Raw genomic sequence first — 19,390 nt, forward strand, 5'->3', positions numbered from 1 at the left:
CGCCCAACAAACCGGCTTTTCCGCCTATGCCTATCTATATATCCGACCGGCCCACACGATCGCCTCATCAAATTACCCGACCGAATGGTGGGCGATCTATTTCAACCGATATACGAGACCATCGATCCGATCGTGAAACGCGCAAAGTCTGTGAGAACAGGTGTTCACGTGGAACGGGGATGAAGAGAGGCGACGCCTTTTGTGGTGTCGACTAACGGACAGGTAGCCAAAAAGTTATCTTTCAAGGCTTGATCATAATAAACGGTTCGTCCGAAGAGGACTTAAAGTGATTCCAGTCTCTCGAGGCTATTGAATCGATAATCGGATTGATGCGAGTCCGCTCGTGTTCCAGCAGTTCATCTGTACTCACCACACTTGATCCTCAATACAAGCCAGCTTTTCCAGCACTAATTGCATTTTAAATAGAATGTGCCCCGGCTACACATAAAGATCATGTAATGTAAGGTTATGGAAGTAAGCTCTTGGTATAACTACATAACTGGCTTCTCGCCCTATTATGTATCCCTCGGCACCCACTGTCTCACTCGCGAGTTAGCGTGCTAATGGGTATTGTATACATCTGCGCTACAATCGAAATCGGTCAAAACTGGTCTATTATCGGCATTTTCAAAGGAAGGGTTGCTGACAACTTCCCTGCTTGTACGCAGCAGTAATCCGTAGGTCGCGGCCGACGAAACAGCGCTTCATGTCGTTACGAATTCGATTGCCCGATAGAGCTGTGACCACGGAGCCGCACCAGTGATGGCATCAGAAACGATAAATAACGTCTGAAGTCTGGCCCACAATCATTCAGTAGATGCTCCAAAGTGACGTTATCCTTGAACGAGAACTCTAGGCTTCGCGATAAGTCAGCAACTCTCAGTTGAACTTTGTTGGGAACGGCTTTGCCGGTTCGGCGAAAGCGGTGTTTCCCTATCACATTAACTAAGCGCGACAGGCTGTTCCGATAACTGCCACCGTGAGTTTGATCGCTTGAATGCGCCAACAGCGGACATCACATCCGCCGATCCGTTTCGTCTTTGCCCGCCCTCAGTTTTGCTGCAGTATCATCCGTGTGCCTTCTTTTCTTCGTGCTCGCACCTTGCCAAGTAGTGGCGACATTGAATTTTTGAAGGATTGAAAACTATGAATCAAACAGCTTCCAACGTGAAGTCCCGGAATATCCTCGTGCTGGGCGCTGGAGAACTCGGCATGCCGGTCCTGCGCAATCTGGCCGGTCGCGCAAAGGACATTGACGGTGCAACGATAAGTGTCTTGTTGCGCGCCAGCGCCGTAGAGTCTGACTCACCAGCCAAGCAGCGCGACATCGCTGAAATTCGCGATTTGGGGATTGAGATTGTCGCGTGCGATTTGGTGAAGAGCTCGGTTGACGAGTTGGCATCTCTGTTCTCGCAGTATGACACCGTAATTGGCTGCACGGGTTATGCGGCTGGGATCAACACCCCGATGAAGCTGGCAAGGGCCGCTTTGCAGTCAGGAATTCCGCGCTATTTCCCGTGGCAGTTCGGTGTCGATTTCGAAGCAATCGGTCGTGGTGGTCCACAGGACATTTTCGACGCGCAGCTTGATGTCCGTGAACTCTTACGCTCGCAGGACAAGACCGAATGGGTCATTATCTCCACCGGCATGTTCATGAGCTATCTGTTCGAGCCGGAGTTCGGTGTCGTCGATCTGGAAAAGAGCGCGGTCAAAGCCCTCGGCAGCTTTGATACAGCCGTTACATTGACGACACCTGACGACATCGGCGTGCTCACTGCTGAGGTCGTCTTTTACGAGCCAACCATCAGCAACGAGATCGTCTTCCTGGGGGGCGATACCGTCACCTATGGCAAGCTTGCGGACAAGCTGGAGACGGGATTAAACCGCCCCTTCAGCCGGTCCGAATGGACTGTTCCGGTCCTTATGGAAGAACTGGCAAACGATCCCCAAAATATGATGCGCAAGTACCGAGCGGCCTTTGGTATCGGGCGAGGCATGGCATGGGACAAGGCCGACACTTTCAACGTGCGTGAAGGCGTCAAGGTTACTGATGTTTCCCACTGGATCAACGCGAACCTGACGGCCAAGTAACGGGGCTTAAAGGTGCGATGGGGGAGCGCTATAATCTCGCTTTCCCCCGTCAAGCTTTGTCAGAAACTCCATCTTCAGCAGGGGCGTACCAATTTCTATGGCAATCACGGAGCGACGGCGTCTGTGTCAGGATTTCCGAGGCGTTTGCCAGGACGGCTTTTCTGGCAGACGGGAATCAAAGCCCTCGCGGGACTTTCGAAACTCCTCCGAGTTTTCGACGACCCATGTCCACAGCGGAATCATACGAACGAGAAGACCCATTCCCAATTCTGTTAGTTCGTATTCTACCCGCGGCGGCATCTCTACAAGATCGTAGCGCGTGACGAGGCCATCTCTTTCGAGTTGGCGCAGAGTGCGAGTTAGCATCCGTTGGGTGACGCCATGCATTCGTCTTCCAATATCTGCGTGCCGAAGCTTGCCGTAAACGCCCAGGGTGTGAATGACGCCAAGCGACCACCTATTTCCTGCGTGGGTCAGAACTTCACGTCTCACCCCATCTTCATCCTCGCGAAGCCCATCGCAAACTGCTTGAGAGTAGCTAAGGATTTCTTCTCTGGTCATTACTTTTGCCTCTGGGTATGTCCTTCGTTTCGTTTTAACAGCCATCCCGGTATATTGTGTGGTATTGCAATCACACCTTATCGTAGTGCCTTGATGTTTACCTTGGAGTTTACGGAACAACAGGCGCGGAAGCACCTCAAATCGCTGGAGGCGGATGGAGGCAGCATTGTCGATGGCATTCAAATCTTCACATCTGATCAAATCAGCGCTGACTACATCATCGGGAACATGTCTGGACTGGAACCGGGTACAGTTGCCGTCATCGATTATCTTCAACTGCTCGACCAGCAGCGAACTAAACCATTGCTTTCCGAACAACTCCAGACCCTGAGCGACTTTGCACACACGACCGGCGTCATATTCGGGTTCATTTCGCAGATAGACAGGTCGTTCGAAGGAAAGGCAAACGGCTTCCTGACATTGACATTCGCTTACCAAATTTCCTCGATCTCAGCGTTTTCAGAAAGGCATGCTTTCTTCACAACGGAGAGATACAGCTCCAAGACGTCGCTTAATCGCCAGCCGCGACCCCATCAAGGTCGCGGCACTCCTCCTGCTAAATATCCGGAATGGCGCAACGTCGCCGTTGGTGCTCTTCGCTTCGTTCCTATATTCGCCAACCATACAACTATTCGGTACGCGGGGGACGACCAGTATGTTCACAGCTATCTTTTCAGGGCGACCATTGAATAGACACGATACAAAAGGCTTTCAATAGGAATTGTAGACCTTCAGGCTACAATTAAAAATGCCCTAAATTAGTCTATTATCGGCATTTTCAAAGGAAGAGTTTCTGACAACCACCAAGTTTGAACAAATGCTGAAAATCAGGGCAATACTCGGCAAATTTTCACAGCTGATTATCGGTCGTGTGTTCGAATCGTCCGTTCTCGATCAGCGTGATGAATTCCGAATTGGCCAGATTCCGATCATCGGTTACGCTGCAGGTATAAGTCGCTAAAGTCTTCGCAAAAATCGGGGAGAATTGCGAACGCTTGCGCGATGCTGGGACGGTAGAAAGATGGGGATGACGGAGATGGTGAAACCTTCGATCTACATAACTGGCGCATCGTGTTCCGGTGTAACGACGCTCGGCCGCTCCCTCGCGTCATATTCGGGGGTGCGACATGTAGATTGCGACGAGTTTTATTGGTTTCCGACCGACCCGCCGTTTACAACGAAGCGCCCGCCTGCGGACCGCGTTCGCCTGATACGTGAGGCGTTGGGCGAGGGCGGCTGGGTGCTGTCGGGATCGTTCGACGGTTGGGGAGATTCTCTTATCGAGGACGTTGATCTGATCGTGTTCATCTACACTCCAACCCCAATACGGATGGAAAGGCTCGTAGCGCGGGAATGGGAGCGATACGGAGACAGGATATTGCCCACGGGCGATATGTATGAAATTCATACCGCATTCGCTGCTTGGGCCGCTCAATATGACAAGCCGGACTTTCCGGGACGAAACCTGGCTCGACATGAGACTTGGTTAAAACAGCAAACTGCCCCTGTGTTGCGTCTCGACGGAACGCAAATCCCGCAGGCTCTGGTGGCGCTTGTGTTGAATTGGGAGAGCCAATGTGGGAGCAAGAGCACTTGACATGGACGGCACACTGATCGATTTCAGCAAAGTCATAGAAAGCGTTGGCGCGGTCAAGCGAATTTGTCACATCCGGCTCGGGACAGCACCCGCATAGACATCGCGCATTGCGATACAAGCAGACAGACTGCCTTGAACCGGAAGGCTCGCGGCTATCACTTGATCGCAATTCGCGATGATCAGGAGTTTGGAGTCGCATGACTCGGTTGCAAACTGGTAAGTCTCCTGAGACATAACTTGAGCAAAAGGGCTATCACGAATGACTGCGTCGCCTTCCTTCCTCGGCCTTCCCGATCGCCTCTCCGATGGCCTGCCGCGTGTGGTGATCTTTGGAGCCGGCCACGGCAGTACTTATCCCGGCAAGGACAGTAGTGCCCATGCCTTGGCTGCCGACGTAATCCGAGCCGCCAGTCAGGACGATGCCGGACTGTTCGAGCACTGGGATTTTGATCTTGACGGCCCACTTTTCGAGGGCAAGCAGGTCTGCTGCATCGACGCCGGCGACATTCCGACCACCCGTCATGACAATGCCGGCAACCGGGCTCGGATAGAGGCGAAGACGCGCGAGGTTCTGGCATTGCCGGCTGTGCCGATTATGCTCGGCGGGGACGATTCCGTGCCCATTCCCTTTATCGCGGGCTTCGCAGATCACGGGCCTGTTTGGGTGTTGCAGATCGACGCCCATATCGACTGGCGCGAAGAGGTAGATGGCGAGCGCTACGGCTATTCGAACCCTATGCGCCGGGTGAGCGAGATGGCCCATGTGGCCGGCATGGTGCAGGTTGGCATGCGCGGCGTCGGTAGCGCCCGCGTCACAGAAATTGAGGCTGCCCGGCACTATGGCAGTCGTATCGTGACGGCCCGTGAAGTTCACACCCAGGGCGTCGAAGCGGCTCTTGGGCATATTCCGGAAGGAGCACGGGTCGTCGTCACTCTTGACTGTGATGGCCTCGATCCGAGTATCATGCCGGGCGTGATGGCCCGCAGTCCTGGCGGGCTTACCTATACTCAGGTGATCGACCTTATCGCGGGCGTTGGGAAGCGGGCCAGGATCGCAGGATTTGACTTGGTAGAATTATATGCTCCAGCCGATATCGACGGCCTGTCAGCCCTGACCGCCGCGCGCCTTCTTGTTAACGCGATTGGCACGATCGTTCGGCAGGTCTGACCCATGACGATCGGCTTGAATGCGTTTCACCCAGCGCCAAGGCGTCGACCAGCGGCGATTGGCGCGGCCGGTTGCAACAGCCCTCTTAAACGGTTGATTTTTCATCGCACCACCGTCCAGGGTAGGTACCGAACCAATCCGCTCGAGTTGCCCGGAGGTAAATGATGGTTGTAACAAATCGCGGATTGGCTGTTTTTCTGCTTTCCGGCGGAAGCGTGGCATGATCCGGTTCAAGTCACCGGCGCAATGCCAGCGTTTTGTTTCTTGTCTTGGTCCCGTTTTTAATCTCTTTCTTCTTGACCACAAACATCAAACCGCCAAATGAACATTGCTAACTCTGTAATGCAGCCATAAACGTTTGGAACGAAGTGACTGTGTCGCATCCCGCGTGAAAAAGCCCTGCGTTTGAGATTTGGCCTGCACAACCATGGCGCTACATCCATATATTTGGCATTTCTGATCGGACAGTAGTTGTGTAATCTGCCGCATGTAGGAACAGCGAAGAGCATGCCAGGACCAAATCCCGCGTCGCCCTCTTTGCGTCCGGTGGATTGAATGCCAGCGCCCGCGATGCATATCACGACAATGCCCGCAACATCTTTTGCACCTTGCGCGAGAGCTCGTCGAGAGTTGCCATAACACGGTTCAACTGTGACAGCGCGGACAAGAGTTCCGGGGCATACCTGATGAGGTGATACTCGTTGATTTCGGAGAGCCTTGCGAGGTGCGCCACCGTCCGCTTGCGCAGGACAAGGCCAGCGTCCGATGCCATACGCGTACGCGCACTGAGATCGTGCCGAAGATTGCGGATCGTTGCGGGGTCTACGCCTTTAGCGAGTAAAAAAGCATTCAGATAGAGCTCCATCGCATGGATGGCTAGAAGACGAAGTGGAATCTGGCTGGTCTTGGGAAGGCCCTCGCCGAGCTTGCTGGTTGCGTCCTGATACTGCGTCGCCAAGTTTAGAATGCCTCGTACGCCTGCTGCTTTGCCATGATATCCAAATCCATCGCATGGTTTCGGCTCGCGCTTCTCGGCAATGCGGATAAGATCCTTCAGCATCGTTCGCAGCTCAGGCCACGGTGTATCTTTGAGCTTCAGGTTGGCGTCGTGCGTAACGATCAGGCAATGGAGCTTTGCAGTGACTTCGGTCAGCGAGGAGGGCGGCGTGATCCACATGACACGTCCGGCAATCCCGGCCCGTTCCGCGAGCTCTTGTTCGAGGGCGACGGTCTCGCCGTATCCCAAACGCCGATCCGCTTCCTTCCATCGTCTCCGGTGCGATCGAAGCTCGGCTCGCAGCCGAGACAGATGGTGGGCATCAAGTTGAGGGGCCATTCGATTGATGTCGGCAAAGGAGTGAACCTCGGTGACGCCATGTATTCCAACATTCGACACCGTCACGATCGGAAGACCGCCGGACTCTTCGAGTAACTGCTTTTCAAGCTTTTGTCTAAGTCGGGTGACCCTCATGTGCTGCTGGTGGCACGCATACCAGCGAGGCCACATTTTTCTTACGGGCGTGGGGCCACTCGGTCGCCCGTGATCCCCGCGTTCCGCAACAAGCCTGCTCAGCAGGCGTGCGGTGATGGGAAGAAGGTTTCGGCGGTCGATGTTATGCGGCAGGCTTTCTGACGTGCCGTGCTCTGGTTTTTCTTTTCTACGGGTGATTGCGGGCAAAGTTCTGCTATTGTCAGAATCAGCCATGATCCGAGCTCCAGCTAGCTAGGGTTGCGGTCAGGTCGAGCAGGGCGGTTGCAACGCCGTGCTCGGCCGTCTCCAAATGATGCGAGACCTGCATACTTTAGTACAAAAACATGGCGGATCAACTAAATTCGCCTAATCTAGGCGATTTTATAATGTTACCAGTTCAATGCCGGATGGCGCGCGCAGCTCTTGGCCTCAAAATCGCGGAACTTGCGGAACTGGCAAAAATGTCTACCAACACGATTGTCCGCTTTGAAACAGGCAAGGAACTCAAGCAGTCGACAATCGACGATCTCCGCGTTGTGCTGGAAAATGCCGGTGTGATTTTTATTTCCGAAAACGGGGATGGTCCTGGCATCCGCTTAAAGAAACCTGCTTCGTGAAATCAACCGATGGCTTGGCGAAACAGTGACTCCGGTCCGGAGTCGACGCTCTTTCGATTGGGCTGCAGAGAGCTGGAGGGCCGTGGGTACGTTGGCCCGAAGGTGGACAGTGGGAAGGCTTTGCAGTGTTTCAATGGAGCAGAGTCAGAGCCACCGGGATCAGGTTCGAGCCTTTGTTTATGATAGTTCAGAGCTTTCGCCGGTCGAGGATGGGAATGCGGCGCTACAGATCTAGCGTGAGCCGGAAAGTATTGTCCGCCTAAGATCATCAGTCGCGCGCGATGTTGCCCGGCCCCTTCGAAGCCGGCCATCCAAATCCATAAGGCGGCGCTCGAGACGCTGCTTTTCAGCCACCTGTTCCAGATGGAAACTGCCTTCGGATATAGTTTCGACATCACGGAACTCGGTGAGTTCTGATTTGCTGCCTTTGTGTATCGCCGTTTTTCTGCTCAGGACTGCGCCGATTGTCAGGCAGACGCGTCGTCTCATCCATTTTTATGGCAAGGAATTGCTGTGCTTGCTGCGCAGCTTCTACCTTTTTCGTCGGCTTCTCATGCTGACGGGCACTGTGCCGGATCGAAAGCCTACCCGAGTTCTTGTAGAATATCGCCAACCTCGGCTTGCACAAATGTTAATAGGCCGCTGCAAGACATCTCTTGCGTAACGTTTAAAGGTGTCGTATATGATACTTTATGAGTTTGAAGATCGAGGTATACGAAGATGAGCGCGGGTTCCGGCCTTTCGAAGAATGGTTCGATAAACTCCCGGCCGCGCACGCCGCAAAGGTCACCACAGCTGTGGTGCGGCTTGAAGTCGGCAACCGTTCAGGATTGAAATCTGTTGGAGAGGGTGTCTGGGAGTGGCGGATCGATTGGGGCCCTGGTATTCGGATTTACCTCGCCTTCGACGGACTAAGGCTCATAATTTTGCTTGGTGGTGGCACTAAAAGTCGGCAACAGGCCGACATTGCTCGATCTCTGCAACGATGGTCCGACTACAAGCGCCGTAAGAATACAAAGGAGTAAAGTCATGGTCTTGTCTCGAAGTTTTAAGGATACTGTGAAAGCGCGCGCAGCACGCGATCCGGCGTTTCGAGCAGCGCTTCTCGGTGAAGCTGTGGAGGCGTTCGCAGCTGGGGATGCCGATTCTGGGAAAGCTCTAATAAGAGATTACATCAATGCGACAGTCGGCTTTAACCAACTCAGCGAAGCTGTGGCAATGGATCCAAAGAATTTGATGCGAATGTTTGGACCGCGTGGGAATCCGCGTCTTACCAATCTGTCGTTGGTCCTTCGGGAGCTCAATCGTCGTGAGTCAGTACATTTCAAGGTTGAGCCTGAGCATTTGGCTGGCTAAACCTTAATTCGATACAGATCAATTGATCTGTATCGAATACCTGTCACTTTTGGTTTGGGTTGCTTCGTTCCTATTTTTGCCAACTATTCGGTACGCGAGGGACACCAGTGTGTTCACAGCCCCTGTCCTTTTTCAAGGGCACCATTAAATAGGCACTACAGGCTTTCAATAGGGATTGTAGACCCTCAGGCTACAATTAAAAACTCCCGAAAATCGCTTGTTATCGGCATTTTCAAAGGAAGGTTTCCTAACAGCTTTCTTGTCTGAACGCAGCAGTGATCTGTAGGTCGTTGGTTCAATTCTCTTTAAGGACGAGGAGTGTGGGCCATAGTGCAGTCATTAAATAGTGAACGTGAATGACCGAGATCGGGCCGTAAGCAGCCGGTCAACCTAGCTCGCTCCGATAAGGTGGACCGGGTGTGGCAAAGCTAGCGTCGATTTCCGGGCACGGTGCGGTGTGGCGCGGCAATCCCGATGGTAGATCAGATGTAGCTGCTGCTTTACACTATCGCTGTGTCGCACGGCTCTTTCTGCGATCAGCAACAGGCGCGCGAGACGTCAGGCATTTAACGCGGAAGTCAGCTTCCTCAAGCGAAGCGACCTTGCCGAGGGCCGGAGAGCAGCTCTCGCGCAGCCGCCGTCACTGCTCAAGCCGGGCTTCAATCGCCGCTTTGTCGACGATCGACCACACTTGGACAATGCGGCCCCGATCGAAACGATGATGGTCGGCGAGATATACACCCGACGCCTGCTCGCGGTCAGGTTCGATAGCGACGGACATGTCAAGGCCTCACCGCCTCGCCTTAAATCGCAGGGCGTTCCTCGCTGGGCTGCGCCGCGCGACTGGACCTGATCCGCCGACACATCACATAAAATGGCGGGGTGAAGATCAGGCCGAACAAGGTGACGCCGAGCATGCCCGCGAACACGGCTATGCCGAGCACCTGCCGGAGTTCGGCGCCAGCTCCCTGGGCGATCACCAGCGGAACCACGCCGAGAATGAAGGCGAGCGAGGTCATAATGATCGGCCGCAGCCGAACCCGCGCCGCCTCAATGGCGGCTTCCGCCGGGAGCGCACCCTCATCCTCGCGCTGACGGGCGAATTCGACGATGAGGATGGCGTTCTTCGCCGCGAGGCCGATCAGCACGACGAAGCCGATCTGCGCCAGTATGTTCATGTCCATCGATGTGACGAGCAGGCCGCTGATCGCCGCGAGCAGGCACATCGGCACGATCAACATGACGGAAAGCGGTAGCATCCAGCTTTCATATTGCGCGGCGAGCAGCAGGAACACGAACACGATCGATGCGGCGAAAACAATCAGCCCCGAGTTGCCGGCGAGCCGTTCCTGCAAGGCGAGTTCGGTCCACTCAAAACTGTAGCCCTCCGGCAGCTGTTCCGCCGCAATCTGTTCCATGCGATCCAGCGCGGTGCCGGTCGACGTGCCGGGCGCGGCGGTGCCCTGCACCTCGGCGGCGGCCGCGAGATTGTAGCGTGGCACGCGATAGGGGCCCGAGCGCTCCTCGAAGGTCGCAACCGAGCTCAGCGGGACCATGGCGCCTGAATCGCTGCGGGTCTTGAAATTGGCGATCACCGCAGGGTCCTGGCGGAAGGCGCCGTCGGCTTGCGCGCGCACCTGGAAGGTGCGGCCGAGGAAGTTGAAGTCGTTCACATACGATGAGCCGAGATATACCTCGAGTGCCTCGAACACCCGGCTGGAGGGCACGCCGAGCATTTCGGCCTTCACCCGGTCGATGTCGGCATAGAGCTTCGGCGTGGACGTGTTGAACGGCGTGAAGACGCGCGCCAGCTCGGGATGGCGGCCTGCCTCGGTGATGATCGACGCAATCACTGCCTCGAGGTCCGTCGGCGTCGCACCGTTGCGGTCCTGCACCATCATCTTGAACCCGCCTGCATTGCCCATGCCGCGTACCGAGGGTGGTTTGATCGGAATGACGCGCGCCTCGGTGAGGTCCGCCAGATGCCCCGGTAGCGCCGCCATTATGGCGTCGACCCCGAGGCCGCGTCCGGCGCGTTCCGCGAACGGATCGAGGAGCACGAAGCCGATGGCGCTGTTAGACGCATTAGTGAAGGTCGCGCCGTCGAGGCCGGCGATGGTGACAACATGGGCGACGCCGTCGGTCTCCAGCAGCCTGGCCGACAGATCATCCATCACTGATTCGGTGCGCGACAGTGCAGAACCGGGAGGCAGCTGAACTGCGGTGATAAAATAGCCCTGGTCCAGTTCCGGGATGAAACCGCGCGGTACGCGTTCCATCTGGAAGGCTGTCAACGCCAGCAGCCCCGCATAAGGGATCAGAATGAAGGTGCCGAGCCGCAGCACGCGCCACGTCAGCGCGCCATAGCCCCGCGCCAGCCGGTCGAAGCCGGCATTGAACACCTTGAACCCGCGTTGCACCCAGCCGAATGGGCCGCGTCGCGGCTGGGAATGAGACTGATGCGGCTTCAGCAGCAGGGCGCTAAGCGCCGGGGTGAGGGTAAGTGAGACAAAGGCGGATATGATGGTCGAGGCGGCGATGGTGACGGCGAACTGCCGGAAGAACTGTCCGGTGATACCGGACACCAGGGCGGCAGGGATGAAGACGGCGGACAGCACCAGCGCAATGGCGACCAGCGCGCCCGATATCTGGTCCATGGAGACATGCGCGGCATCCCGGGGCGACAGCCCGCGCGCGAGATGCCGCTCGATGTTCTCGACGACCACGATGGCATCGTCCACCACGATGCCGATCGCCAACACCATGCCGAGCAGCGAGAGGTTGTTAAGCGAATAGCCGAGCGCTGCCATCACCGCGAAGGTGCCGATCAGCGAGATCGGAATCGCCAGAATCGGGATAAAGGCGGCGCGCCAGCTCTGCAGGAACAGGAACACCACGACCACGACCAGGATGACCGCCTCGGCGAGCGTCTTGTAGACCTCGTCAACCGATTCCTGGATGAATTGCGTCGGGTTGAAGGGGATTTCATACGCCACGCCTGCCGGGAGGCGCTGGCCCAGCCGACCCATCTCCGCGATCACGCGCTCAGCTGTTTCCAGCGCATTGGAGCCGGGCTGTTGGTAAACAAGGACTGGCTGTGACGGGCGACCATCGAAGCGGGCGCCGGCGCGATAGGTCTGCGCCGTCAGCTCGACCCGGGCGATGTCGCGTACGCGGGTGACGCGGCCATCGGCATCGGTGCGCACGATGATGTCTTCGAACTGGGCCGGCTCTGACAGACGCCCCAACGCTTCGACATTGAGTTGGAAGGCGCTCTCGGTCGGCGTCGGCGGCTGGTTGACCACGCCGGCGGCGACCTGGACATTCTGCGCACGCAGCGCCGCGACTACCTCGCCGGCGGTAAGATTGCGCGCCGCGATGCGGTCGGGATCCAGCCAGACTACCATGGCATAGTCGCGCGATGCGGCAAGGCGCACATCGCCGACGCCGGGAACGCGCAACAGCGCGTCGCGAATCTGCAGCGTCGTGTAATTGGCGAGATAGAGCTGCGTGCGGGAATCGTCCGGCGAGAAGAGCTGAATGCCTATCAAAAGGTCCGGTGAGGTCTTGCGCACCGTGACGCCCAGCCGGCGCACGTCCTCCGGCAGGCGTGGCTCGGCGACCGCAACGCGGTTCTGCACCAGCACCTGCGCGTCATCGATGTTGGTACCCAGGGTGAAAGATACGGTAATGGAAAGCTGTCCGTCGCCGGTTGCCTGCGAGGACATGTAGAGCATGTTCTCGACGCCGTTGATCTCCTGCTCGATCGGCGCCGCCACCGTGTTGCTGACCACCTCGGCCGACGCTCCGGGATATTGCGCGTTCACTACGACGGTGGGAGGGGCGATCTCGGGATATTGGGCGACGGGCAGGGTAACATAGCCCGCCAGCCCGATAAGCACGATAAGGATCGACATCACGCCCGTAAAGATCGGCCGGTCGATGCAGAAATGAGCGAGGCGCATGGGTTCCCTCCTTAATCGCCGGTCGAAGCAGCGATGGCCGCCGCGCGTGGCTCGCCCTCGGCCGGCTTGGCAGTCACCTTTTGCCCGGGACGCGCGCGCAGTAGGCCGCTGACCACGACGCGGTCCTGCGGCCCGACACCGCTGCGCACGATGCGCATGCCGTCCGCCTGGCGCGCGCCGAGGTCGACCTTGGAAGAACGCACCGTGCCATCGGCGGCGACGGTGAGCACCATGCGGTCGGCCTGATCCGTCAGCAGTGCGGTTTCCGGCACCATTGTCGCCGCGTTGCTGCCCGAGAACGGCATGCGTACGCGGCCGAACTGGCCCGCAATGATGCGCTGCTCTGCATTAGGTAGCAGGGCGCGAGCGCGAATGGTGCCGGCCCCGGCTTCCAGCCTGTTGTCGACGAAGTTGACCGTTCCCGCGAGCGGCCAGTCCTTGTCCGACTGCCCGCGCGCCTGAACCGGAATCCGACGTCCGTGCAGCAGCGGCAGGTCGCCGCTGCGCGCGGCGGCCTGATATGCTATTAGGTCCTGCTCGCTGATATCGAAGACGAAATACACCGGGTCGAGCGCGACCAGGGTGGTCAGCATTGCACCGTTCGCCACCAGCGCGCCGGTATCGACCCGGCGATTGGAAACGCGCCCGGCGAAGGGCGCGCGCACCTCGGTAAAGCCGAGCTCTATCTCGGCGCGGCTGACCGCCGCCTCCGCCAGCGCGTGGGCGGCATCGGCGGCCTTCTTCTGCTGGCGGCGCTGGTCGAGGGCAGCTTGCGACACGGCATTACTGCTCACCAGTTGCTCCGCCCGCCTCAGTTCGAGACTGGCGAGTTCGACCTGTGCTTCCGCGCCGGCCCGCTGGGCGCGTTCCTGTTCGAGGGCGGTGCGGTAGGGCCGGGGATCTATGACGAACAGCAATTGCCCAGCCTGGACGATCGCGCCGTCTTCGAAGGCAATGGATTCGAGGTGACCTGTGACGCGCGCCCGTATGTCGACCGCCGCGCTCGGCTCGAAGCGGCCCGAAAACTCCCGCCAGTCGACGACATCACGCACGATCGGCGAGGACACCAGCACCGTGGGCGGCACGGGCGGCCGCGTCTGTGCTCGTGCCTCCCATTGCGGACCGGCGAGGCGCCAGGTCAGGCCGGATGCGACGAGTGCCGCTGTGAGGGAAAGTGCGATGCCGGTGATGAACCTGCGATTAAAGGACATGAGGGTTTTCCATTGTCGCGGCACTGAAACCCTGCCGCAGAGTTGCGGGCGCCTCGTAGGGCGAATGAGCCGAAGTTTATGGGGCGGCGTGTGCGAGGCCAGCACGGATGCGGGCATAGGTGCCACAGCGGCAGATATTGCCATCCATGTCGATATCCGCGGCGGTCGGTTGCGCACCTTCCGGCAGGGATTTAAGGAATGCTGTCGCGCTCATGACCTGGCCGCTCCGGCAGTAGCCGCAGTGCCTGCTGAGAGAGCACCGCCGATTGGTGCAACGACGGCGATCAGATATTTCTTCATGACAATCTCGCTTTTGGTTGGATGGTTAGGACCATTCGCACAAGCAGCCTAAAAGAGACTTGTCGCAGAGTTGTGCCGGTGAACTGCGGAATTGTCGCAAAGTGTCACGAGACGGTGCTTCGAGACATTTCAATACAAATTGGCTGCGGAGCTACCCGGATTGTGAATACCAATGGTACTGAACCCGAGGTTTTAAGTATGCCTGTCAGCTTGATTCAACTGCCGAACGTTACGGGTACCAACACTATGTTGCCCCAGTCTGCCCCGCAGAATGGTCTCTCTTCTCATGCCGTTTCCGGCGCTTTGGCCCGCGCCAGGTCTTGCAAAAATTCATCCATCAAAGGTTTGTCGCCAAAACGGCGATAGGCCCTTTCTGCTTCCAGAGAAAATGTCGGACGAATTGCGATCAGGCTCGTCATGGTCGCGTGCGCTTTCTCCAGATCCCCGTCCGCACCCTGAACGGCCGCCTGAATAAGAAGGCAGTTTGAATCACGGGGCGCCCTAACGAGACACTCGGCAATGACTGCAGCGGCCTCTTTGCGCTGGCCGTCAGCGTAAAGTGCCTGACCGTGCACGTACGCATAGTATTCCGGTGCCATGGGATGCAGGCGCCGCGCTCGCTCCGCATTGGCGACGGCATCTCTATAATCCCCAAAACGAACCTGAGCCTTGGCAAGGGCCATCATACTGTCGGGATCGTTAGGGTTCAGGTCTACGGCGCGTTGGGCAGCTTGAAGCCCACCGGAATAGTCGGCCTGCAGCGCGAGCCCGAAGCTAATGACCTGGTATCCAAGGCCGAGATTAGGATCAAGGCGCACGGCCTGCCGTGCTTCGCTCAGGCCGAGGTCGAGTTCGGGCGCGGTCGACTGACCGCCAGGTCGCTGCGCGACTTCGGCTATATAGGTCAGCGCGAGGCCCGCGCGGGCTGCGGCATAGGCCGGATCCATTTCCAGCGCGCGCTGATAAAGCTCACGGGCTTCTAGGATAGCGTTCTGGTCAGTCGCGCCGTGCCGATAACGGGTGCGGGCCTGCAGGACAAGATCATACGCCTGCAGATTGTCTGTCGGCCGCTGCGCCGCCGCCGCTGCTTCGCTCTTGCCAATATAAGGCGCAAGTTGTGCGACGATTTCGGTGGTGAGTTCGCTCTGGACGGTGAAGACGTCCGCGACCTTCCTGTCATAGCTGCGCGACCATAAGTGCGCGCCGTTGCCTACATCAATGAGCTGCGCCGAGACCCTTAGCTGATCTCCTTCGCGGCGCGCGCTGCCTTCGATAACATAGTCAACGCCGAGCTTTGCCCCGAGCTTACGTACATCTGTATCCTGCCCCCGAACGGCGTAGGTCGAGTCGCGCGCGATAACCTGAAGCTCTGGATTCTGGGCGAGAGCGGTGGTGACATCTTCCGTCAGGCCATCGGCAAAGTAGGGGTGGTCGACGTTGCCGCTCATGGTGGCGAAGGGCATAACGGCAACGGAGGGTCTTGGGTCTGCACGGGTTCGGGTCTGGTCGAGAGAAAGCACCGCCGGGATTCGGCTGACCATGGCCGCCAGTGGCAGAGGCGCAATCTGGGTTCCGATGAGAATGAGCATTATCGTGGCCACACCATAGGACCAGCGTGCTGCCGTACTCCGCAGGACCATGGGCACCCGGGGCCAGGCAGTCCATGGGGAGCCCGAGCGACGCACGCGGTAAACATTAAGGAGCTCGGGAATGTTTTTTGCGCGCCTGCGGCCGACCTTGGCGAACAGATCGCCGCGATTGCGCTCCGCCGCCATTACCACAGCACCGCTGACGAATATGTGGCCGGGTTCTGTCATTGCCTCAAGCCGGGCCGCTACGTTGACCCCGTCCCCATACACATCGCCATTGTCCTCGATGACATCGCCGAGGTTGATGCCTATGCGCAGCTGGAAAGGCCCTTTGTCGAAGCCTTGCTGTATTGCAATCGCCGCATCAACAGCCTCATTCACGCTCGGGAACATCGTAAGGAATCCGTCCCCCGTCGTTTTGAAAGTCCGTCCACCATGGCGGTTGACAGTGGGGGCGATCAGAGCGTCGAAGACAGCGCGTAACTCCGCATAAGTGGCAGTCTCGTTTTCAGCCATCAGGAGACTGTAGCCGACAATATCAGCGGCCATGATTGCCGCGAGCTTGCGTTGCATTATTGGTCTCCCGACGGATTGGCCTTGGGCGTGCTGGAACTGCTTATAATTCGCTACGCTATTCATATTAATACCGTAGATGGTCGAGCGGTCATCAAAAACCGCTCAAAACTGTGTGAAGATTGAGACCGGTCGCTCAGTGACCTGGCCAGCTCGATGAAAGCGTCTATCCCAATACCCTTGCCAAAGGATCGCTGCGCCTATGCCGCTCCACGCCCGCCGTACACGTGGCGCTAATCGAGCCCGAGGGCCTACCATCCTTGGCCGTCGGCTGCTGCGCCGGGGTATGTCGGCGTACCGCATCTGATTGGCCAAGAGGCAAGACACAACGTACGGGAACACCCACTAACCATTGCCAATTGTAATTTCCACGAGATTGGGTTTTCCAGATTGAACTGCGGCACTAATAGTGGGTTCGATTTCATCCGCGTAATCAATTCGTCGCGAAGGCAAGCCGAACGCTGCCGCCAAAGCTTGAAAGTCGATAGCCGGATCGTTCAATTCCATTCCTGCTATAGATGAGCCTCCACTTCGCTCATAACCTTGAGCCACCGAGTAGCGCTTGAGAATGTTGTATTCGGCATTGTTCATCACCACGAATGTCACCGGAACTTTCAGTCTTGCCGCAGACCAAAAGCCTTGGGGGGTATACAAGGCTGAACCATCACCTAGCAAGGCGACAACCGGTGCGCGGCCTGCCCCGAGGGACACTCCGACAGAGGCTGGCAATCCCCAGCCCAAGATTGCGCTTCGCATGAAGAAATAGCGACGGACGGAGGTGCGCTCCAGGAATGCTCTCGTGTGATGCATCGTCGCGGGAGCCTCATCAACAACTATCACCTGATCACCGAGTGCTCTCAACGCTTCGCCGGCAGCCACAAAAGGCAAAATCGGCGTCATATGTTTTTGCTCTAGAAGTCGAGCATCTCTACCGGCCAATCGTCGTTCCCGATCTGCCTGAGCGATGGCTCGTATTGATGAGATCGCTTCCTGATGGTGTGCGGTCCTGTCGATAATCAGCGGTAAAAGTGCTTGGAGCGAGGTTTTAACGTTGCCGATACAGGCCAGCTCGGTCGTATAGTTCCGCCCCGCCTCAGACGCGTCCTGAGTAAGCTGAAACAGCGGTAGGCCATCCGGAACCGCTCGCCCCTCACTATAAAGGTAGGGAATAAATGGATTTTCCCCAACGATCAGCACTGCTTTTGCGCCCGAAAGAGCCGAGTGCATTTCTGCCGCGGTCGTTGGCAGATTTCCGCACCAGAGCGGATGCTCGCTTGGAAATGACATGGTTCCTGGCCAGGACGGCCCATAAACTCGAGCGCCAAGCATTTCGATGAGGCAAACAAGTTCGGACTTCGCATTGCTCGCATCAACCTCATCGCCTGATATGACCACCAAGCCGCCCGGCGGGAAACCGGATAGAGCGAAGGCCAATTCCTGCAACCCGCCAGCAGTGCTTAAACGATTGATACTGGAGCTGAATCCAGCATCCTCTGCGGTTTCGGCGGTCAAAACATCAATGGGCAGAGACAGAAATACCGGTCCTGCTGGCGGCGTCGTCGTGGCGTGCAGTGCTCTGCGCACAAGAGGTGGTATTTGATGGGGATGAGAGAGTTCGCAAGCCCACTTCACTGTCGGCTCAGACATTTTGAGAGCGTTTCCGTAAAGCAGGGGGTCACTAAGGATGTGCCGAGTATCCTGCTGTCCCGCCGTCACCAGCATAGGTGTTCTCGCAATATGAGAATGCAAAAGCGCGCCCATCGCGTGTCCCAGTCCGCCTGCAGTATGGAGATTGACAAAGGCCGGTCGACCGCTTGCCTTTGCATAGCCATCAGCCATGGCAACGACGGCCGCCTCCTGTAGCCCAAGAATATATTGGATCTCCGGGTGGTCGCGAAGCGAGTTCAGGATTGGCATCTCGGTCGTTCCCGGATTCCCAAAAATGTGATTGATCCCCTCGGAAGCAAGGACGTCTAACAGGAGGTCAGAACCAAATTTACTCGTGCGGTTTTTCAAAACATGTCCTCAATGGTTCGATGTCGATAAGGTTGGATCGGCGCTGCTTCAGCGTTGCAATCGCAGGTCAATAATAGCCCAGTTCGATGAACTGAGGGACAGCCCGTTGGGTGCGTTGCGGATCGATGCGCCGGCGCCGGCCGTCGATCAACTCTTCCGCCTTTTGAAGGCAGAAATCTCGACGCTATGGCAGGGCGCTATTTTACCCGCTCAAATTCAATGACTATCTTGGTGCCTTCGGGACGAACGAACTCTTCGTACATGCGGTCCGCCACAACGGTAAGCCTGAGCTCTTTTGTCGTGCGCGTATTGCCCACCCAGTTGGGGAAGGTTGAGCCTTCGACTCGATTCCCACTGAATGCACCATTTTGATCTACAGTATATGTGCCGAAATGACCGATACTCCGCCCCATTGCTTCGCGGTTCTCACTATCGGTTCCTTCGCCTCGGACATTGGACGCAAAACGAGGGGTGTCGGCATCTGTGAGCACTTCCACGTAACGCATGTCCGGTGTGAAAACGAGCAAACCATTGGGCTTTTCACCGTAGGCGGGAAGGTTTTTCCCATCCGGATCGATCCGGGCCGCGACCATACGCCAGGTGCCGACAACTTGATTAGCCGGGCCGGTCTGCGCCAAAACCGTCATCGGTGGAAAAGCGAGGAGAAGGCTGAGAAGTGTTGCGCGTAGCATTGTCATGTCCTTTCTGATCTGTCTGAAGAGCGCGCGGATGGTCGCGTCAGGTGTCAAAGAACTTGCCGGCCATCGGCAAGTTCTCGTGCTGCCGCTCTTTGATAAAGACACCCTGGAGACGCGGTCGCTAAGCTGAACACTGCGAAAAGAACGAAAATCAAGCCGATATCGGCGATCCACCGC

General features: G+C 57.3%; 15 protein-coding genes and 2 pseudogenes. 7 read left to right on the forward strand and 10 right to left on the reverse strand.

Annotated features, from left to right (window positions below; genetic code table 11):
• The first annotated feature begins 1,146 nt into the window (after positions 1-1,146).
• Positions 1,147-2,091, forward strand: coding sequence for an aromatic alcohol reductase (locus QFZ34_RS06880; protein WP_307278586.1), 945 nt, complete (start codon positions 1,147-1,149; stop codon positions 2,089-2,091).
• Positions 2,092-2,217: 126 nt separating this feature from the next.
• On the opposite strand, the gene QFZ34_RS06885 is transcribed toward QFZ34_RS06880, so the two are convergent.
• Positions 2,218-2,697 (reverse strand): winged helix-turn-helix transcriptional regulator, encoded by a 480-nt coding sequence (locus QFZ34_RS06885; RefSeq protein ID WP_307278588.1) that lies wholly within the window; start codon positions 2,695-2,697, stop codon positions 2,218-2,220.
• Between the two features lie 36 nt (positions 2,698-2,733).
• On the opposite strand from QFZ34_RS06885, the pseudogene QFZ34_RS06890 reads away from it, so the two are divergent.
• The 3 genes and pseudogenes from QFZ34_RS06890 to QFZ34_RS06900 form a co-directional block, all read left to right on the forward strand.
• Positions 2,734-3,167: pseudogene (locus QFZ34_RS06890) on the forward strand (DNA helicase); the annotation flags it as partial.
• 521 nt (positions 3,168-3,688) lie between these two features.
• Positions 3,689-4,249: an ATP-binding protein gene (locus tag QFZ34_RS06895; RefSeq protein ID WP_307278591.1), complete on the forward strand. Its 561-nt coding sequence runs from the start codon at positions 3,689-3,691 to the stop codon at positions 4,247-4,249.
• A gap of 259 nt (positions 4,250-4,508) precedes the next feature.
• Positions 4,509-5,417 carry an agmatinase gene (locus tag QFZ34_RS06900; protein WP_307278593.1) on the forward strand — a complete coding sequence of 303 codons (909 nt, stop codon included), beginning with the start codon at positions 4,509-4,511 and terminating at the stop codon, positions 5,415-5,417.
• Between the two features lie 577 nt (positions 5,418-5,994).
• Here the strand turns inward: QFZ34_RS06900 and QFZ34_RS06910 are convergent.
• Positions 5,995-7,122, reverse strand: coding sequence for a hypothetical protein (locus QFZ34_RS06910; RefSeq protein WP_307278596.1), 1,128 nt, complete (start codon positions 7,120-7,122; stop codon positions 5,995-5,997).
• A 152-nt stretch (positions 7,123-7,274) separates the two neighbouring features.
• Here QFZ34_RS06910 and QFZ34_RS06915 point away from each other — a divergent pair, with 152 nt between their 5' ends.
• A complete protein-coding gene (locus QFZ34_RS06915; RefSeq protein ID WP_307278599.1) occupies positions 7,275-7,505 on the forward strand; it encodes a helix-turn-helix domain-containing protein in 231 nt (76 codons plus the stop codon).
• A gap of 231 nt (positions 7,506-7,736) precedes the next feature.
• On the opposite strand, the gene QFZ34_RS06920 is transcribed toward QFZ34_RS06915, so the two are convergent.
• On the reverse strand, positions 7,737-7,994 hold the full coding sequence (locus QFZ34_RS06920) for a hypothetical protein (protein ID WP_307278602.1): 258 nt from the start codon (positions 7,992-7,994) through the stop codon (positions 7,737-7,739).
• A gap of 203 nt (positions 7,995-8,197) precedes the next feature.
• Between QFZ34_RS06920 and QFZ34_RS06925 the strand changes: the two genes are divergently transcribed.
• Together QFZ34_RS06925 and QFZ34_RS06930 are read left to right on the forward strand one after the other, a co-directional pair.
• Complete coding sequence (locus QFZ34_RS06925; protein WP_307278604.1) at positions 8,198-8,530, forward strand: type II toxin-antitoxin system RelE/ParE family toxin; 333 nt, start codon at positions 8,198-8,200, stop codon at positions 8,528-8,530.
• 4 nt (positions 8,531-8,534) lie between these two features.
• Positions 8,535-8,861 carry a helix-turn-helix domain-containing transcriptional regulator gene (locus tag QFZ34_RS06930; protein ID WP_307278607.1) on the forward strand — a complete coding sequence of 109 codons (327 nt, stop codon included), beginning with the start codon at positions 8,535-8,537 and terminating at the stop codon, positions 8,859-8,861.
• 640 nt (positions 8,862-9,501) lie between these two features.
• On the opposite strand, the gene QFZ34_RS06935 is transcribed toward QFZ34_RS06930, so the two are convergent.
• The 7 genes and pseudogenes from QFZ34_RS06935 to QFZ34_RS06965 all read right to left on the reverse strand — a co-directional run bounded on the left by QFZ34_RS06935 (position 9,502) and on the right by QFZ34_RS06965 (position 19,207).
• The gene (locus tag QFZ34_RS06935) at positions 9,502-9,642 is read right to left on the reverse strand and encodes a hypothetical protein (RefSeq protein ID WP_307278609.1); all 141 of its coding nucleotides are present in this window, start codon (positions 9,640-9,642) and stop codon (positions 9,502-9,504) included.
• A 22-nt stretch (positions 9,643-9,664) separates the two neighbouring features.
• Positions 9,665-12,826, reverse strand: coding sequence for an efflux RND transporter permease subunit (locus QFZ34_RS06940; protein ID WP_307278612.1), 3,162 nt, complete (start codon positions 12,824-12,826; stop codon positions 9,665-9,667).
• 11 nt (positions 12,827-12,837) lie between these two features.
• Entirely contained in the window at positions 12,838-14,037 is a 1,200-nt protein-coding gene (locus QFZ34_RS06945) for an efflux RND transporter periplasmic adaptor subunit (protein ID WP_307278615.1), read from the reverse strand.
• A gap of 76 nt (positions 14,038-14,113) precedes the next feature.
• Positions 14,114-14,278 (reverse strand): annotated as a pseudogene (locus tag QFZ34_RS06950) (2Fe-2S iron-sulfur cluster-binding protein); the annotation flags it as partial.
• A gap of 343 nt (positions 14,279-14,621) precedes the next feature.
• Complete coding sequence (locus QFZ34_RS06955) at positions 14,622-16,499, reverse strand: adenylate/guanylate cyclase domain-containing protein (RefSeq protein WP_307278617.1); 1,878 nt, start codon at positions 16,497-16,499, stop codon at positions 14,622-14,624.
• Positions 16,500-16,844: 345 nt separating this feature from the next.
• Positions 16,845-18,515 carry a thiamine pyrophosphate-binding protein gene (locus tag QFZ34_RS06960; RefSeq protein ID WP_307278620.1) on the reverse strand — a complete coding sequence of 557 codons (1,671 nt, stop codon included), beginning with the start codon at positions 18,513-18,515 and terminating at the stop codon, positions 16,845-16,847.
• Positions 18,516-18,712: 197 nt separating this feature from the next.
• Complete coding sequence (locus tag QFZ34_RS06965; protein WP_307278624.1) at positions 18,713-19,207, reverse strand: lipocalin-like domain-containing protein; 495 nt, start codon at positions 19,205-19,207, stop codon at positions 18,713-18,715.
• Between the last annotated feature and the right edge of the window lie 183 nt (positions 19,208-19,390).

This window comes from Phyllobacterium ifriqiyense (genome assembly GCF_030817885.1).
Lineage (GTDB): Bacteria > Pseudomonadota > Alphaproteobacteria > Rhizobiales > Rhizobiaceae > Phyllobacterium > Phyllobacterium ifriqiyense.

Excerpts from the sequence above, each read along its gene's own strand:
- QFZ34_RS06940 (WP_307278612.1), bottom strand. The coding sequence starts at position 12,826 with ATGCGCCTCGCTCATTTCTGCATCGACCGGCCGATCTTTACGGGCGTG.
- QFZ34_RS06885 (WP_307278588.1), bottom strand. The coding sequence starts at position 2,697 with ATGGCTGTTAAAACGAAACGAAGGACATACCCAGAGGCAAAAGTAATG.
- QFZ34_RS06925 (WP_307278604.1), top strand. The coding sequence starts at position 8,198 with ATGAGTTTGAAGATCGAGGTATACGAAGATGAGCGCGGGTTCCGGCCT.
- QFZ34_RS06965 (WP_307278624.1), bottom strand. The coding sequence starts at position 19,207 with ATGCTACGCGCAACACTTCTCAGCCTTCTCCTCGCTTTTCCACCGATG.
- QFZ34_RS06955 (WP_307278617.1), bottom strand. The coding sequence starts at position 16,499 with ATGCAACGCAAGCTCGCGGCAATCATGGCCGCTGATATTGTCGGCTAC.
- QFZ34_RS06900 (WP_307278593.1), top strand. The coding sequence starts at position 4,509 with ATGACTGCGTCGCCTTCCTTCCTCGGCCTTCCCGATCGCCTCTCCGAT.
- QFZ34_RS06910 (WP_307278596.1), bottom strand. The coding sequence starts at position 7,122 with ATGGCTGATTCTGACAATAGCAGAACTTTGCCCGCAATCACCCGTAGA.
- QFZ34_RS06915 (WP_307278599.1), top strand. The coding sequence starts at position 7,275 with ATGTTACCAGTTCAATGCCGGATGGCGCGCGCAGCTCTTGGCCTCAAA.
- QFZ34_RS06930 (WP_307278607.1), top strand. The coding sequence starts at position 8,535 with ATGGTCTTGTCTCGAAGTTTTAAGGATACTGTGAAAGCGCGCGCAGCA.
- QFZ34_RS06945 (WP_307278615.1), bottom strand. The coding sequence starts at position 14,037 with ATGTCCTTTAATCGCAGGTTCATCACCGGCATCGCACTTTCCCTCACA.
- QFZ34_RS06920 (WP_307278602.1), bottom strand. The coding sequence starts at position 7,994 with ATGAGACGACGCGTCTGCCTGACAATCGGCGCAGTCCTGAGCAGAAAA.
- QFZ34_RS06935 (WP_307278609.1), bottom strand. The coding sequence starts at position 9,642 with ATGTCCGTCGCTATCGAACCTGACCGCGAGCAGGCGTCGGGTGTATAT.
- QFZ34_RS06880 (WP_307278586.1), top strand. The coding sequence starts at position 1,147 with ATGAATCAAACAGCTTCCAACGTGAAGTCCCGGAATATCCTCGTGCTG.
- QFZ34_RS06895 (WP_307278591.1), top strand. The coding sequence starts at position 3,689 with ATGGTGAAACCTTCGATCTACATAACTGGCGCATCGTGTTCCGGTGTA.